This window comes from Quadrisphaera sp. RL12-1S (assembly GCF_014270065.1).
In the GTDB taxonomy this organism is placed as follows: domain Bacteria; phylum Actinomycetota; class Actinomycetes; order Actinomycetales; family Quadrisphaeraceae; genus Quadrisphaera.
In genome coordinates this window covers 83590-97604 of record NZ_JACNME010000013.1, presented here as the reverse complement: position 1 = coordinate 97604, position 14015 = coordinate 83590, and the positions used below count along the sequence as shown (strand labels likewise).

Below are 14015 nucleotides of genomic sequence, written 5' to 3'. Positions count from 1 at the left end.
CGGGACCAGCGTGCACTGAACCCACCCCTTGACACAACAACATGAACGGGCGTAGAACCACACATCACAAAGTTGTTTCCCACACAAGCCCACATCGCAGCGGGCTCGGGACGCAGCTCCCCCACCGCGTCACGGCGGGGGTCCCACACGCAGGCACGAGGGAGTGCGCCGTTGTACGCGACAGAGCGCCACGAGGCGATCGCCGGGCTGGTCCGCCAGCACGGCCGCGTCGCCGTCACCGACGTCGCCGCCCAGTTCGGCGTCACCACCGAGACCGTCCGCCGCGACCTCGCCGCCCTCGAGAAGGCCGGCCTGCTGCGCCGCGTGCACGGAGGCGCCGTGCCCACCACGTCCCTGACCGTGGTGGAGCGCGCGGTGGCCGACCGCGACGTCGAGCGCGCCGACGCCAAGGACCGGATCGCCCGCGCCGCGCTCGACCTCGTCCCCTCCGGCGGCTCCATCGCCCTGGACGCCGGGACGACGACGGTCCGCCTGGCCCGGCTGCTGCCGGTGGACTCCCCCCTGCTGGTGGTGACCAGCGCCGTGCCGGTGGCCGCCCAGCTGGCCGGCGCCGGCCGCATCGACCTCCACCTCGTGGGCGGCCGCGTGCGCGGCACCACCCACGCCGCCGTGGGCCCCGACGCGCTGGCGCAGCTCGGCGCGCTGCGCGTCGACACCGCCTTCGTGGGCACCAACGGCATCTCCGCCGACCACGGCCTCACCACCCCCGACCACGACGAGGCGGCCCTCAAGCGCGCGCTCGTCGCCGCCGGCCGCCGGGTGGTGGTCCTCGCGGACGCCTCCAAGCTCGGGCAGGAGCACCTCGTGCGCTTCGCCGGGCTGGACCAGGTGGACGTCCTCATCACCGACGCGAGCGCCCCCCGGCGCGAGCTCAAGTCCCTCGAAGCCCGTGGAGTGGAGGTGCTGGTCGCGTGATCGTCACCCTGACCGCCAACCCCAGCCTGGACCGCCTGGTCTCGCTGGCGGGCCCGCTCGAGCGCGGCGCCGTGCTGCGCTCGGCCGCCGCCGTCGACCAGCCCGGTGGCAAGGGCGTCAACGTGGCCCGCGTGGTCTCCGACGGCGGGCGCACCGCCGTCGCCGTCCTGCCCGGCCACCCCGACGACCCGCTGCTGCTGGCGCTGCGCGAGCTGCACCTCGTGCACCGCGCGGTGCCCATCGCGGCGCACGCGCGGGTCAACCTCACCCTCGCCGAGCCCGACGGCACCACCACCAAGGTCAACGCCCCCGGCGCCCCGCTGGACGCCGCCGCGCGCGCCGGCCTGGTCGAGGCGCTGCGCCGCGAGGCCGCCGGCGCCCGCTGGGTGGCGCTGTCCGGCTCCCTGCCCCCCGGTGTCGACGACGACTGGTACGGCCAGCTCGTGGCCCGGCTGCGCCCCACCGGCGCGCGCGTGGCGGTGGACACCTCCGGCGCGGCGCTGCTGGCGACCGCCGGGCCGGACGCGGCGTCGTCGTCCTCGGGTCGCCCGGCGGCCCTCCCGCACCTGCTCAAGCCGAACGCCGAGGAGCTGGCCGAGCTCACCGGCCTGGCAGCACCCGGCCGCGGCGGCGCGGCCGGGGCCGAGCTGGAGGCCGACCCCGTGGCCGCCGCCAAGGCGGCGTCGACGCTGGTCGACCGCGGTGTCGAGGCGGTCCTGGTGACCCTCGGCGGGGCGGGCGCACTGCTCGTCACCGCCGACGGCGCCTGGCACGCCGTGCACGAGCCCGTGACGCCGGTGAGCACCGTCGGTGCCGGTGACTCCACCCTCGCCGGCTACCTGCTGGCCGAGCTGGACGGCGCCGACGAGGCCGAGCGCCTCGCCGTCGCCGTCGCCCACGGCACCGCCGCCGTGCAGCTGCCCGGCTCGACCCTGCCCGGGCCCGAGCACGTGCAGCGCGACCGGGTCACCACCCGGCGCCTCTGAGCCCTTCCCCAGCAGCACCCAGATCTCCCCGCAGCACCCAGATCTCCCCCCAGCACGGACCGCCGACGCCGTCGGCCAGACCAGGAGGACCGGACCGCATGTCCACCGACACCACAGCGCCGGCGCAGCTGATCACGCCGCAGCTCGTGCGCCTCGACGCCGACCTCGGCTCCCGCAAGGAGGACGTCATCGCGGCCCTGGCCGCGACCGTCGCCGCCACCGGACGCGCCACCAGCGCCGAGGGCCTCCAGCGCGACGCCATGGCCCGCGAGGCCCAGTCCGCCACCGGGCTGCCCGGCGGCATCGCCATCCCCCACTGCCGCTCCGAGGCCGTGTCGACGGCGACGCTGGCGTTCGCGCGCCTGGCGCCCAAGGTCGACTTCGGCGCCCCCGACGGCGGGGCCGACCTGGCCTTCCTCATCGCCGCCCCCGCCTCCGGCGGCCAGGAGCACCTCAAGCTGCTCACCGCCCTGGCCCGCGCGCTGGTCAAGCCGGCGTTCACCACCGCGCTGCGCGAGGCGACGAGCGAGCAGGAGGTCGTGGACCTCGTCTCCGAGGTCGTCACCCCGAAGCCGGCCGCCAAGCCGACCGCGGCCGCTGCCGCGACGACGACGACGGCCGCCGCGGGCGCCGGGGCCGCTGCCGCGAGCGCTCCCGCCGCGACGGGGAAGGTCGTGGTGGCGGTCACCGCGTGCCCGACCGGCATCGCCCACACCTACATGGCCGCCGACTCCCTCGTGGCAGCGGCCGAGCGCGCCGGCATCACGCTGAAGGTGGAGACGCAGGGCTCCGGCGCCACCACGCCGCTGCCGGCCTCGCTCATCGCCAGCGCCGACGCGGTGATCTTCGCCACCGACGTGCCGGTCAAGGGCCGCGAGCGCTTCGCGGGCAAGCCCGTCGTCGCCTCCGGCGTGAAGCGCGCGATCAACGAGCCCGACGTCATGGTCGCCGAGGCGCTCAAGGCCTCGACCGACCCCTCGGCGGCCCGCGTGGCCGGCGGTGGCGCCGCCGCTGGTGCTGCGACCGCGCAGACCGGGCAGGGCGACGTGTCGTTCTGGGTGAAGGTGCGCCAGGTGCTGCTGACCGGCGTCAGCTACATGATCCCGTTCGTGGCGGCCGGCGGCCTGCTCATCGCCCTCGGCTTCCTCTTCGGCGGCTACATCATCACCAAGGTCGCCGACGACGTCGTGGTGCAGAACTCCCTGTGGAACCTCCCCGACGTCGCCGCCCTCAAGGCGTCCGACCCGACGCTCGTCGACTTGTCCAACAGCGCGCTCGCGGTCTACCTGGGTGCCGTGCTGTTCAAGATCGGTGCCCTCGCCTTCAGCTTCCTCGTGCCGGCGCTGGCGGGCTACATCGCCTTCGGCATCGCGGACCGGCCGGGCATCGCCCCCGGCTTCACCGCTGGGGCCGTGGCGGTCTTCGCCGGCGCGGGCTTCCTCGGCGGCATCGTCGGCGGTGTCCTGGCCGGCCTCGTGGCCTACTGGATCAGCAAGAGGGACGTGCCTCGCTGGCTGCGCGGCCTCATGCCCGTCATGATCATCCCGCTCGTCGCGTCGATCGTGGCCGGTGGCCTGATGTTCCTCGTGCTGGGTCGTCCGCTCGCCGCTGCCACCACCGGCCTGACCGACTGGCTGAACGGCCTCTCGGGCAGCTCCGCGATCATCCTCGGCGTCATCCTCGGCCTGATGATGTGCTTCGACCTGGGTGGCCCGGTCAACAAGGCCGCGTACGCCTTCGCCACCGCCGGCCTGGCGGCGCAGACCCCGGCCTCGTTCCAGGTCATGGCGGCCGTGATGGCTGCGGGCATGGTCCCGCCGCTGGCCATGGCGCTGTCCACCGCCGTCCGGCCGAAGCTGTACTCGGCCGCCGAGAAGGAGAACGGCAAGGCGGCCTGGCTGCTCGGACTCTCCTTCATCTCCGAGGGCGCGATCCCGTTCGCCGCGGCCGACCCCGTGCGCGTCATCCCGGCCTCCATGGTTGGCGGTGCGGTCACCGGCGCTCTCACCATGGCGTTCGGGACGCAGCTGCGCGCGCCCCACGGCGGCGCCTTCGTCTTCTTCGCGATGAACCCGATCTGGAGCTTCTTCCTGGCGCTCATCGTCGGCACGATCATCTCGGGCGTCCTGGTGACCGTCCTGAAGAGCACCGCCAAGCGCCCGGTCGCGGCCTGACCGCGGCTCTGATCGACTCCTCCCCGGACCCCGCGACCCCCTGAAGAAGGAGAGCACCGTGCCCAGCACCACCGTGACCGTCGGCTCCGCCGTCGGCCTGCACGCCCGTCCCGCCGCCGTCATCGCCCAGGCGGCGACGGACACCGGCGCCGAGGTGACCCTGACCGTGGACGGCCAGGAGCCCGTCGACGCCGGCTCGGCCCTGCTGATCATGACCCTCGGCGCCGCCAAGGGCGACCAGGTCACCGTCGAGTCCGACGACGAGGCCGCCATGAAGACCGTGGCGGACCTGGTCGCCAAGGACCTCGACGCCTGACGCACCCGCTCCACCTGACGAGGGCCCCCGCCGATGCCGGCGGGGGCCCTCGTGCGTCAGGAGGTCACGACGGCCGATCGCGGCGGCGACCGTGGACGCTGTGCTCCGGTCTGGGGCGCCAGACCGGAGCACAGCGTCCACGGTCGGCCGGCGTGCGGGCGGTCAGGCTGCGGTGCGCTCCGCGAGCAGCACCAGGCGCTCGAGGCGGCGCTGCTGGCCGTAGCCGGACAGCGGTGCGGCGAGGCGCTGCACCAGCGGGCCCAGCGGTCCGTGGACGGTGGCGGTGAAGACCACGCGGCTGCCGCTCCCGGGAGCAGCGCTGACCAGCTGGGCGTACCGCAGCTCGTGCCCGAGCGCCCGGGTGCGCCAGCGCATGCCGCCGCCGGGCAGCACCTCGGTCACCTCCATGGTGGTGGCGGGCCCGAACCACGGCTTCACGCGGCCGCGCCAGCCGGGGTGCACGCGGCCGGAGGCCGGGTCGTTCCGGACCACGTGCGGCGACCACAGCGGCCAGGACGCCACGTCGACGAGGAGGTCGTGGACGACGGCGGGGGCCGCCGTCGTCGTCCGCTCCCGGGTGATCGGGGGCGCCGGGCGCAGGAGCATCACCGCTCCACGGTGGCAGCGCAGGTCCCCCGCCGCGAGGTGGCGCGCAGCTGCGTGGTCGTCGCGGCGGGGTGTGACGGATGTCAGGGGCCGGGCCGTGAGGGACGCACCTGGACCGGTGAGCGCGCGCACTGCCGGGGGCGCTCCCGCGGCGGGAGCGTGGAGCCATGACCACGACAGCAGCCACCACCGGGGCGCAGACCGCTGCCGGCGCCGGCGACCTCGTCGTCGACGTCCGCGGGCTCGTCGTCGCCTACGGCTCCTTCCGCGCCGTGGACGGCGTGGACCTCGACGTCCGCCGCGGAGAGGTGTTCGCCCTGCTCGGCACCAACGGCGCCGGCAAGACCTCCACGCTGGAGGCGCTGCAGGGGTTCCGCCCGCGCGCCGCCGGCACCGTCGACGTGCTGGGCGACGACCCGGCGGTCTCCACCCGCCGCCTGCGCGCCGCCTCCGGCGTCATGGTGCAGGAGGCGGGCTTCGTGCCCGAGGCGACGCCCGTCACCGCGCTGCGCCTGTGGGCGTCGCTGAGCAGCCGCGTCGACGACGTCGACGCCGTGCTCGAGCGCGTCGGGCTGGCCCACCGCCGCGCGGTGCTGGTCAAGGACCTCTCCGGCGGCGAGCGGCGACGGCTCGACCTGGCGCTCGCCGTGTGGGGAGCCCCGGACCTCATCGTGCTCGACGAGCCGACCGCGGGCCTGGACCCGGAGTCGCGCGCCACGCTCTGGGGACTGGTCCGGGAGCTGCGCGACGGCGGCACCACGGTGCTCATGACCACCCACCACCTCGAGGAGGCCGAGCAGCTGGCCGACCGGGTCGCGATCATGCACCGCGGCCGCATCGCGGTGCGGGGCACGCTCGCCGAGGTGCTCGACCAGCGACCGGCGCGCATCACGGCGGTCCGCCGCGCGGGCGGCAGGCCGGACGAGCCGCTCGACGTCCGCACCCACGACCTCCAGGCCGACCTGCTCGCGCTGCTCCTCGACGCCCAGCGCACCGGCACCGAGCTGCACCGGCTCCGCGCCACCCCGGCCTCCCTCGACGAGGTCTTCCACTCCGTCGTCCGCTCCACCCCCGAGCAGGAGGCCTCCCGATGAGCACCACGAGCACGACGACGACGACGGCGACCGCGGCGGCGCCCGCCCGCCAGCGCCGGGCCGTGACGCCGACGCAACGCGTCCTGCGGCTGGCCCGCTTCGAGACGCAGATGCTGGTCCGGCAGCGCACCACGCTGCTGACCCTGCTCTGCGGCCCGCTCGCGATCCTCTTCCTGGTCTCGGTCTCCCCGGGCAGCTCCCCGGCGGCGCTGGCGGCGCTCACCGGCATGGGCGTGCTGGTGGTCATGGCCGTCACCACGCACCTGGCCGCCGTGATGCTCACCGTCAACCGCCGCGAGGCCCAGGTGCTCAAGCGCCTGCGGACCTCCGAGCTCAGCAGCCGCGAGCTGGTGGCCGGCGTCTACCTGCCGCTGGTGGTGGTCGGCGTGGTCGAGGCGCTCGCGGTGCTGGCCGTCGTCGTCGGCCGCGGTGGTCCGCTGCCCGACGCGCTGGGCTGGCTGCCGTGGGCGGCCGGGGTGCTGCTCGCCTCCGTGGGCCTGGTGGCGGCGGGCGTGGCGGTGGCCGGGATGGCGGGGAACGCCGAGAAGGCCAACTGGGCCGCGGTGCCGCTGCTGTTCGTCATCTCGGTCGCCGGGAACCTCCTCACCGTGCCCGGGATGCCCGAGGCCGCCCGCCAGGTGCTGCTCCTGCTGCCCTTCACCAGCGCCGTGGACCTCCTCGCCCGCACCGGCGGGGTCGGCGAGGGGCTCGTGACCGCTCCGCTCGTGGGCGGCGCGCTCCCGGCGGTGCTGGTCGACCTGCTGCTGCTCCTGGCGTGGACCGCCGTCTCCGCGTGGCTGGCGCGCCGCCTGTGGCGCTGGGAGCCTCGCGGCTGATGAGCAGCACGCACAGCGCAGCGCCACCACCGCGGACGGCCCACGACGGCCGGCCGCGGTGGTGGCGCTCCCCGCGCGCCTGGTGGGACTCGCTGGACCAGGTGCAGCGGGTGGAGGTCTACACCGCGCAGATCCTCTACTGGCTCGGCGCGATCTCCCCCGTGCTCCTGCTCCTCGTGGCCCGCGGGGCGGTGCCGGGGCCGCTGCTGGCGCTGGTCGTCGTCGTCTCCGCCGCGCAGGGGGTGGCCGCGTTCGTCGTCCTGCGCGCCGGCCTGGACCCGCGGCGCGCGGGGCAGCGCCGCCCGGGGCTCGTCGCGCTGGCCTCCACCACCGCCGGGCTCCTCGCGCTGGCCGCCGCGGTCCGGGCCGGCGAGTCGCTGGCGGGCTCGCCCCGGCAGGCCGTCGTGCTCTACACCGTGATGTTCTCCCCCGCCGCGGTCGCCGTGGTGCACCGCCGGGTCGGGTGGCTCGTACCGCTGGGAGCGGGCGCCGCCGTCCTCCTCTCCGCGGTGCTCTCGGGCCAGGACAGCGCCACGGGGGCCGGGGTCGGGGTGGTGACGGTCGTGGCGTCGGGCTTCATCGTGGTGACGCTGCGGCTGTCCGTGTGGCTGCTCGACGTGGTCCGCCAGCTCGCGGACGCCCAGGGCGACCGCGCCCGGCTCGCCGTGGCGGAGGAGCGCCTGAGGTTCGCCCGCGACCTGCACGACGTGGTCGGCCGGGACCTGTCGGCCATCGCCCTCAAGAGCGAGGTGGTGGCGCGCCTCGCCGAGCGGGGCCGCCCCGAGGCCGTGGCGGAGGCGATGGCCGTGCGCGAGCTGGCCCAGGCGTCGCTGGCCGAGGTCCGCGCCGTCGTCCGGGGCCACCGGCGCGCCGACCTGCTCACCGAGCTGGCCGGCGCCCGGGCGCTGCTCGCCTCCGCGGAGGTGGCGTGCGAGGTGCGCGTCGACGAGGCGGTCGCCACGGCCCTGCCCGCCCCCGCGCAGGAGGCCCTGGCGTGGGCGCTGCGGGAGGCGGTCACCAACGTGGTGCGGCACGGGCACGCCCGCAGCTGCGCGGTGTCGCTGGCGGTGGTCGGCGGTGCGGCGGTGCTCGTGGTCCGCAACGACGACGGCGACGGCGCGTCCGACGGCGCGTCCGACGGCGCGCGCGACGGCTCCGGCAGCGGGAGCCTGCGCCCCGGTGCGGGGCTGTCCGGGCTCCGCGAGAGGCTGGAGGCGCGCGGCGGGTCGCTCGACGTCCGCCGCGAGCGCAGCCGGGTGGTGCTGACCGCCACCACGCCGGCCGACGCCCGGACCGGCCCCTCCACCGGACCCCGCACCCGACCCCAGGAGCAGGAGGCGCACGCGTGACCCCGCCGTCCATCCGGGTGCTGCTCGCCGACGACGAGCAGCTCATCCGCACCGCCCTCGCCACTCTCGTCGACCTCGAGGACGACGTCGAGGTGGTCGGCCAGGCGGCGTCCGGGCCGGAGGCCGTGGCCGTGGCGCGGGCGGTGGAGCCCGACGTCGCCGTCCTCGACCTGCAGATGCCCGGCCTGGACGGCATCGAGGTGGCGGCGGCGCTGAGGGACGCGGTGCCGGGGTGCGGCGTGGTCATCGTCACCGGTCACGGGCGGCCCGGTCACCTCAAGCGGGCGCTGGCCACGGGGGTGCGCGGGTTCCTGCCCAAGACGACGTCGGCGGCGGTGCTGGCCTCCGTCATCCGGACGGTGCACGCGGGTGGACGGCACGTGGACCCGGAGCTGGCGGCTGACGCCATCGCCGCCGGGGACTCCCCGCTCACCCCCCGCGAGGCCGACGTGCTGGAGCTGGCGGCCGGCGGGGCGAGCGTGGAGGAGATCGCCGTGCGCGCGTCGCTGTCCCCGGGGACGGTGCGCAACTACCTCTCGGCGGCGGTGCAGAAGCTCGGGGTGGCCAACCGGCACGAGGCCGTGAGCCGGGCCCAGGCCGCCGGCTGGATCTGACCCGTCCTCACGTCTCCCGCGCCCCCGCCCCCGCCGCCGCCGCGGCGACGATCAAGGAATCCACGAACACCGGAGCGGTTGCGGATTCCTTGATCGTGGGGGCCCGGGGGGAGGATCAGCGGGTGGGAGACCGGCACGCGGCCTGGCCGCTGGACGCCCCCGACGTCGTCGTCCTTCCCTCGGGACGGCGGGTGCGGGGGCGCGGTGTGCGCCGCGGCGCTCCCCCGGCGGGTCTGGAGCCGGACGTGTCGTTCCAGTGCACGTGGGAGCGCCCGGCGCCGCAGCCGTGGCCGGTGCGGTGGGTGCGCTGGCCCGACTTCGGGCTGCCGCTGGTCCCCTCCGACGCCCGTGCCGCGCTGCGCGAGGCCTGGTCACGGGCACCCGAGGAGCGCGTGGAGGTCTGCTGCGGCGGCGGCCACGGACGCACCGGGACGGCGCTCGCGGTGCTGGCGGTGCTCGACGGGGTGCCGCCGGCAGAGGCGGTGGGGTGGGTGCGCGAGCACTACCGGCCGTCCGCCGTCGAGACGCCGTGGCAGCGGTGGTGGGTGCAGCGCTGACAGCACCGGGCGCTGAGCCGCCGCCGACGTCGCCGTCGTCGTCCTGCCCGACCTCAGCCGAGCAGGTCGTGCTCGGCCCAGTACCGCAGGTGCTCGGCGGTGGACCAGGCGCTGACGGCGTCGAGGTCGGGGTGCTCCGGCAGCGGCGAGCGACCACTGGCCAGCAGCTCCTCCAGCTCCGCCCCCCGGGCGTCGATGAGCGCGAGCGCCTCCTCCTGCGTGCGCTCGCCGCGCTTGACCTCCAGCACGAGCGTGCGCTCGGGCTCGGGCATCGGCAGCGTCAGCCGCCCGTGACGCACGACCTCGACGCCCTGGACGGCGAGCCGGAGGGCGTGGCTCGCGTACTTGGTGTCGTAGCCGTGGGCTGCGACGAGCTCAGGCCGGTTCGGTGCTCCGGACGCTGCGCCGAGCATCCGCTCCCGCTGGCTGCGCAGGTAGCCCGAGAAGCGGTGACCGGCGCGCTGGCTGAGCAGTGCGGGGCCCTCGGCGCGCAGGCGCTCCCCCAGCGGGGTGGTCAGGACGACGTCGGCGGCCGGGGTGAACAGCGGCAGCAGCGCGGTGGGGTTGCCCGTCAGCACCAGCGCCAGGTAGCGGCGCAGGGAGTAGAGGACCAGGTCGACGTCGCCGTGGTGGCTGCGGTGGCCCTCCGGCACCGTCCGCGCCACGTAGTGCCCGTCGACGTGCCCGACGCCGAGGACCGCCCGCGGGTGCTCGAGGTAGACGCCCATCTCGTCGTGGTCGTCGGTGCCCGCGAGGGCGATGCCGTGGACGCCGGAACCGACGACCGTGCGCAGGACCTCGCGCTCGGTGGCGGTGGGGTCACCGTGCTCGGTCAGCCAGGTGCGGTCGGCGTCGACGTCGTCGGTGCTGGTGGCCATCCGCCCATGATCACAGCGAGGTCAACAGGGTTGTGCTCACGTGTCGCCCAGCCAGGCCCTCCCGTAGCGGGGCAGCTCCACCTCGAAGGGGCCGTCGGGCACCGTGCGCGGCGTCGAGGTCAGCAGCTCCACCAGCTCCGCGCCGGGCGCCACGACCCCGTCGGGCACCGTCACGGTGACCGGCTCAGCGGAGAGGGAGTGCAGCGCCAGCACCGTGCGGCCCCGCCACGTCACCGTGTGCGCCAGCACGGACGGCTCCCCCACGTCCACCAGCCGCACGTCACCGCGCCCCAGCTCGGGGCGGCCGCGGTAGGCGCGCAGCATCCGGCGGAAGAAGTGCAGCAGCGACCCGGGGTCGCGCTCCTGGTCGGCCACCACCGGGCCGGGGCCGGCGTCGCCCGCCGCCCAGGCCATCGGCGTGCGCACGGACAGCCGTCCCGGCAGGGACAGGTCCTCCAGCTGGCCGACCTCCTCCCCGTAGTACAGGACCGGCGTGCCCGGGACGCTCCACGTCAGGCAGTAGGCGAGCTCCACCCGGTCGCGGTCACCGCCCACCATCGTCGGCAGGCGCAGCCGCAGCCCGCGCCCGAAGAGCTGGACGTCGGGGTCGGGGCCGAAGGCCGCGAAGACCTCGCCGCGCTCGTCGTCGTCGAGCTGGTCGAGGGTCAGCTCGTCGTGGTTGCGGACGAACAGGCCCCAGCTCTTGCCCTCGCTCAGCTCCGGGCGGGACTCCAGCGCGGCGCGCAGCGGGGCGGCGTCACCGCGGGCCATGGCCAGGTACAGCGCCTGGTTGAGCGTGAAGTCGAAGCACAGCGTCATCCGCTGGCCGCTGCCGCCGAAGAACGGCGCGACCTCGTCGCGGGGCAGGTTGACCTCGCCGAGCATCACCGCCTCGGCGCTGCGCCGGGACAGGAACGCGCGCATGACGTCGAGCATCGCCAGCGACTCGTCCAGGGCCGTGCTGTCACCAGGGCCGTCACCAGGGCCGTCACGAGGGCCGTCACGAGGGCCGTCGCGGGGGTCGGTGACGTCGTCGGCGTCACCGTCGCGGGTGGCGGTCTCGGCGAGGAACGGCGCGGCGTCCACGCGGAAGCCCGCCACGCCCAGCTGCAGCCAGAACCCCATGATCCGGCGGATCTCGTCGCGGACCTCCGGGTTGGAGGTGTTGAGGTCCGGCTGGTGGCGGTAGAAGCGGTGGCGGAAGTACATCCCCGCCGCCTCGTCGAACGTCCAGACGGAGTCCTCGGCGTCGGGGAAGATGATGTCCGCGTCGTCGTCCTCCGGGTCCGGCTGCTCGCGCCACACGTACCAGTCGCGGTACGGCGAGGCGGGGTCGGAGCGCGCCGAGCGGAACCACGCGTGCTCGGAGCTGGTGTGGTTGACCACCAGGTCCACGATGACGCGCATCCCCCGCTCGCGGGCGGCGCGCACCACCTCGACGAACTCCCCCAGCGTGCCCAGGCCGTCATCCACGCTGTAGTAGTCGGAGACGTCGTAGCCGTCGTCCCCCTCCGGCGAGGCGTAGAACGGCTGCAGCCACAGGAAGTCCACCCCGAGGTCCACGAGGTGGTCGAGGTGGCTGCCGAGGCCCGCGAGGTCGCCGCGCCCGTCGCCGTCGGAGTCGGTGAAGCGCTTGACGTCCAGGCAGTAGCCGACACCGGTCGCCCACCACTCGTCAGCGGTCGTGGTCAGCACCCCCGCGACGGTAGGGGGGCACGGGCCGCGCGGCACCCCGGAGATCAGCCCCGCACGTCAGCCCGCCAGACCGGCCCCGCACCACCGGCAGCCCGTCCCCCCGGGAGCGGGCTCGTGCCCGCCGTCCTCCGCGCACCACTGCGCCGCCGCCGCGCGGGCCGCGGCCTCGCTGCGGTGCGACGTCGTCGTCCTCGGCGGCCGCCCGGGGGTGGTGCCGACCGGGTGCACCGACCAGCGCCGCAGCACCCCGCCCTCGCGGGGCCGCACCACCAGCAGCGCGCGAGGGAGCTCGCGCGCCACCAGCTCCACGGAGTCCACGCGCTGCGCGAGGAGCTCGTGCTGCCCGAGCCGCTGCGCCACGGCACCGCGCGCCGCGTCGGCGCGCTCGCCCGCCCCCGCCGCGAGGTGCACCACCACGCGCAGCTCCCGCCCGGCGGCCGCGCCGGCGCCGGGCTCGGCGGTGACCTCGACGACGCCGTCGAGCCCGTCGCCGAGCCGGGCGACGGCGGCGGCGACCTCGGGGTCACGGGGCGAGGGGGTCCACGCCTCGCCCTGGGCCAGCGCCCACAGCGCAGGACGGGGGACGACGACGGAGCCGCCCGGCCCGGTGACGCCCGGGTCGAGCACGAGCAGCTGCTGGCCCTCCTGGACGGCGCTGACCGCGGCGCGGCGGGCCTCCACGGGCACCGGGCGGGCCGTGGCGCTCCAGGCGGTCAGCGTCGCGACGGACGTGAAGACGGGCAGGGCGTCGCGCCCGTCGGGCGAGCGGAGCGTGGGGATGGCCATGTCGGCCCCCAGGTCTCCCCCGGTGGCCTCGTCCGTCCCGGCGGAGACGGCGGTGACGGGCACGAACAGCCGGGCCCCCGGCAGGGCCGCCACCAGCGCCGCCACGTCGACCGGCGTGTCCTCGGCGCGGGCGGCGTCGAGCAGGGACGCGACCGCGGGGGCCACCGCGCCGTCGTCGCCCGCGAACGGGCTGTCGGTGAGGGTGCGCCCGGCCCAGGGGGTGCCGGCGGAGTCGCCGTGGGCGTCGCCGTGACGGCCGGGGAGGTGGCTACCTGGGGGCACCTCCCGCTTGTGGGGGTCCATGATCACGGCTTGAAAGTGCTTCGGAGGTCCATGATCACGGTCGGGGGGGCGGGTCAGGGGCGGCCGGCGACGTCGAGCGCCTCGGGCAGCGTGAACGCCCCCGCGTACAGCGCCTTGCCGACGATCGCGCCCTCCACGCCGTCACCCACGAGGGCGCGCAGCTCGCGCAGGTCGTCCAGGGAGCTGATGCCCCCCGACGCGATGACCGGGGCGTCCGTGGCGGCGCACACCTGGGCGAGCAGCTCGGTGTTCGGGCCGCGCAGCGTGCCGTCCTTGGTGACGTCGGTGACCACGTAGCGGGAGCAGCCGTCGCGGTCGAGGCGGGCGAGCACCTCCCACAGGTCGCCGCCGTCCTTGGTCCAGCCGCGCGCGGCCAGCGTGGTGCCGCGCACGTCCAGGCCCACGGCGATGCGGTCGCCGTGGCGGGCGATGGCGCTGGCGGTCCACTCCGGGTCCTCCAGGGCGGCGGTGCCGAGGTTCACGCGGCGGCAGCCGGTGCTCAGCGCGCGCTCGAGGGAGGCGTCGTCGCGGATGCCGCCGGACAGCTCCACGTCCACGTCGAGCGCGCCGACCACGGACGCGAGCAGCTCGGCGTTGGAGCCGCGGCCGAAGGCGGCGTCGAGGTCGACGAGGTGGATCCACTCCGCGCCGCCCTCCTGCCAGGCGAGCGCGGCGTCGAGCGGAGCGCCGTAGTGGGTCTCCGAGCCGGCCTCCCCCTGCACCAGGCGGACGGCCTGGCCGTCGGCCACGTCCACGGCGGGCAGCAGCTGCAGGCGGGCGGCGCTCGAGGGGAGGGTGGTCTCACTGCTCACGGGCGCCATCCTCCCAGCCCCGCGGGTGCCGCCCGTCCACGGGCCGGGCTGGTCGGGTGGTCGGCGGCGGCGG

The 14015-nt window shown here is 76.1% G+C and carries 14 protein-coding genes; 9 read left to right on the top strand and 5 right to left on the bottom strand.

Annotation, left to right across the window (positions count from 1 at the left end; genetic code table 11):
- Positions 1-171: 171 nt before the first annotated feature.
- From H7K62_RS18525 to H7K62_RS18510, 4 genes are all read left to right on the top strand, one after another.
- Entirely contained in the window at positions 172-936 is a 765-nt protein-coding gene (locus H7K62_RS18525; RefSeq protein WP_186721353.1) for a DeoR/GlpR family DNA-binding transcription regulator, read from the top strand.
- Positions 933-1922 carry a 1-phosphofructokinase family hexose kinase gene (locus tag H7K62_RS18520; protein WP_186721351.1) on the top strand — a complete coding sequence of 330 codons (990 nt, stop codon included), beginning with the start codon at positions 933-935 and terminating at the stop codon, positions 1920-1922. Before H7K62_RS18525 ends, H7K62_RS18520 begins: the two co-directional genes overlap by 4 nt.
- Positions 1923-2020: 98 nt before the next feature.
- Positions 2021-4096, top strand: a complete 2076-nt coding sequence (locus H7K62_RS18515) for a PTS fructose transporter subunit IIABC (protein WP_186721350.1) — start codon at positions 2021-2023, stop codon at positions 4094-4096.
- A gap of 58 nt (positions 4097-4154) precedes the next feature.
- Complete coding sequence (locus H7K62_RS18510) at positions 4155-4412, top strand: HPr family phosphocarrier protein (protein ID WP_186721348.1); 258 nt, start codon at positions 4155-4157, stop codon at positions 4410-4412.
- Between the two features lie 162 nt (positions 4413-4574).
- On the opposite strand, the gene H7K62_RS18505 is transcribed toward H7K62_RS18510, so the two are convergent.
- Positions 4575-5018, bottom strand: a complete 444-nt coding sequence (locus H7K62_RS18505; protein ID WP_255480764.1) for an SRPBCC family protein — start codon at positions 5016-5018, stop codon at positions 4575-4577.
- 167 nt (positions 5019-5185) lie between these two features.
- Here H7K62_RS18505 and H7K62_RS18500 point away from each other — a divergent pair, with 167 nt between their 5' ends.
- The 5 genes from H7K62_RS18500 to H7K62_RS18480 all read left to right on the top strand — a co-directional run bounded on the left by H7K62_RS18500 (position 5186) and on the right by H7K62_RS18480 (position 9468).
- On the top strand, positions 5186-6112 hold the full coding sequence (locus H7K62_RS18500; protein ID WP_186721346.1) for an ABC transporter ATP-binding protein: 927 nt from the start codon (positions 5186-5188) through the stop codon (positions 6110-6112).
- Positions 6109-6948 carry an ABC transporter permease gene (locus tag H7K62_RS18495; protein WP_186721345.1) on the top strand — a complete coding sequence of 280 codons (840 nt, stop codon included), beginning with the start codon at positions 6109-6111 and terminating at the stop codon, positions 6946-6948. Before H7K62_RS18500 ends, H7K62_RS18495 begins: the two co-directional genes overlap by 4 nt.
- Positions 6948-8297, top strand: a complete 1350-nt coding sequence (locus H7K62_RS18490) for a sensor histidine kinase (protein ID WP_222437856.1) — start codon at positions 6948-6950, stop codon at positions 8295-8297. Before H7K62_RS18495 ends, H7K62_RS18490 begins: the two co-directional genes overlap by 1 nt.
- Positions 8294-8911: a response regulator gene (locus H7K62_RS18485; protein WP_186721344.1), complete on the top strand. Its 618-nt coding sequence runs from the start codon at positions 8294-8296 to the stop codon at positions 8909-8911. Before H7K62_RS18490 ends, H7K62_RS18485 begins: the two co-directional genes overlap by 4 nt.
- A 122-nt stretch (positions 8912-9033) precedes the next feature.
- Positions 9034-9468, top strand: a complete 435-nt coding sequence (locus H7K62_RS18480) for a protein-tyrosine phosphatase family protein (RefSeq protein WP_255480730.1) — start codon at positions 9034-9036, stop codon at positions 9466-9468.
- A 53-nt stretch (positions 9469-9521) separates the two neighbouring features.
- On the opposite strand, the gene H7K62_RS18475 is transcribed toward H7K62_RS18480, so the two are convergent.
- From H7K62_RS18475 to priA, 4 genes are all read right to left on the bottom strand, one after another.
- Entirely contained in the window at positions 9522-10346 is an 825-nt protein-coding gene (locus H7K62_RS18475; protein ID WP_186721343.1) for a nucleotidyltransferase domain-containing protein, read from the bottom strand.
- 36 nt (positions 10347-10382) lie between these two features.
- A complete protein-coding gene (locus tag H7K62_RS18470) occupies positions 10383-12041 on the bottom strand; it encodes an alpha-amylase family glycosyl hydrolase (protein WP_186721342.1) in 1659 nt (552 codons plus the stop codon).
- Positions 12042-12098: 57 nt separating this feature from the next.
- Positions 12099-13109 carry an SseB family protein gene (locus H7K62_RS18465; protein WP_186721341.1) on the bottom strand — a complete coding sequence of 337 codons (1011 nt, stop codon included), beginning with the start codon at positions 13107-13109 and terminating at the stop codon, positions 12099-12101.
- Positions 13110-13183: 74 nt separating this feature from the next.
- On the bottom strand, positions 13184-13951 hold the full coding sequence (priA, locus tag H7K62_RS18460) for a bifunctional 1-(5-phosphoribosyl)-5-((5-phosphoribosylamino)methylideneamino)imidazole-4-carboxamide isomerase/phosphoribosylanthranilate isomerase PriA (protein ID WP_186721339.1): 768 nt from the start codon (positions 13949-13951) through the stop codon (positions 13184-13186).
- Positions 13952-14015: the final 64 nt, after the last annotated feature.

What these genes read in the sequence shown, in the direction of transcription:
- H7K62_RS18515 (WP_186721350.1), top strand. Translation starts at nt 2,021, where the DNA reads ATGTCCACCGACACCACAGCGCCGGCGCAGCTGATCACGCCGCAGCTC.
- H7K62_RS18505 (WP_255480764.1), bottom strand. Translation starts at nt 5,018, where the DNA reads ATGCTCCTGCGCCCGGCGCCCCCGATCACCCGGGAGCGGACGACGACG.
- H7K62_RS18500 (WP_186721346.1), top strand. Translation starts at nt 5,186, where the DNA reads ATGACCACGACAGCAGCCACCACCGGGGCGCAGACCGCTGCCGGCGCC.
- H7K62_RS18495 (WP_186721345.1), top strand. Translation starts at nt 6,109, where the DNA reads ATGAGCACCACGAGCACGACGACGACGACGGCGACCGCGGCGGCGCCC.
- H7K62_RS18490 (WP_222437856.1), top strand. Translation starts at nt 6,948, where the DNA reads ATGAGCAGCACGCACAGCGCAGCGCCACCACCGCGGACGGCCCACGAC.
- H7K62_RS18475 (WP_186721343.1), bottom strand. Translation starts at nt 10,346, where the DNA reads ATGGCCACCAGCACCGACGACGTCGACGCCGACCGCACCTGGCTGACC.
- priA (WP_186721339.1), bottom strand. Translation starts at nt 13,951, where the DNA reads ATGGCGCCCGTGAGCAGTGAGACCACCCTCCCCTCGAGCGCCGCCCGC.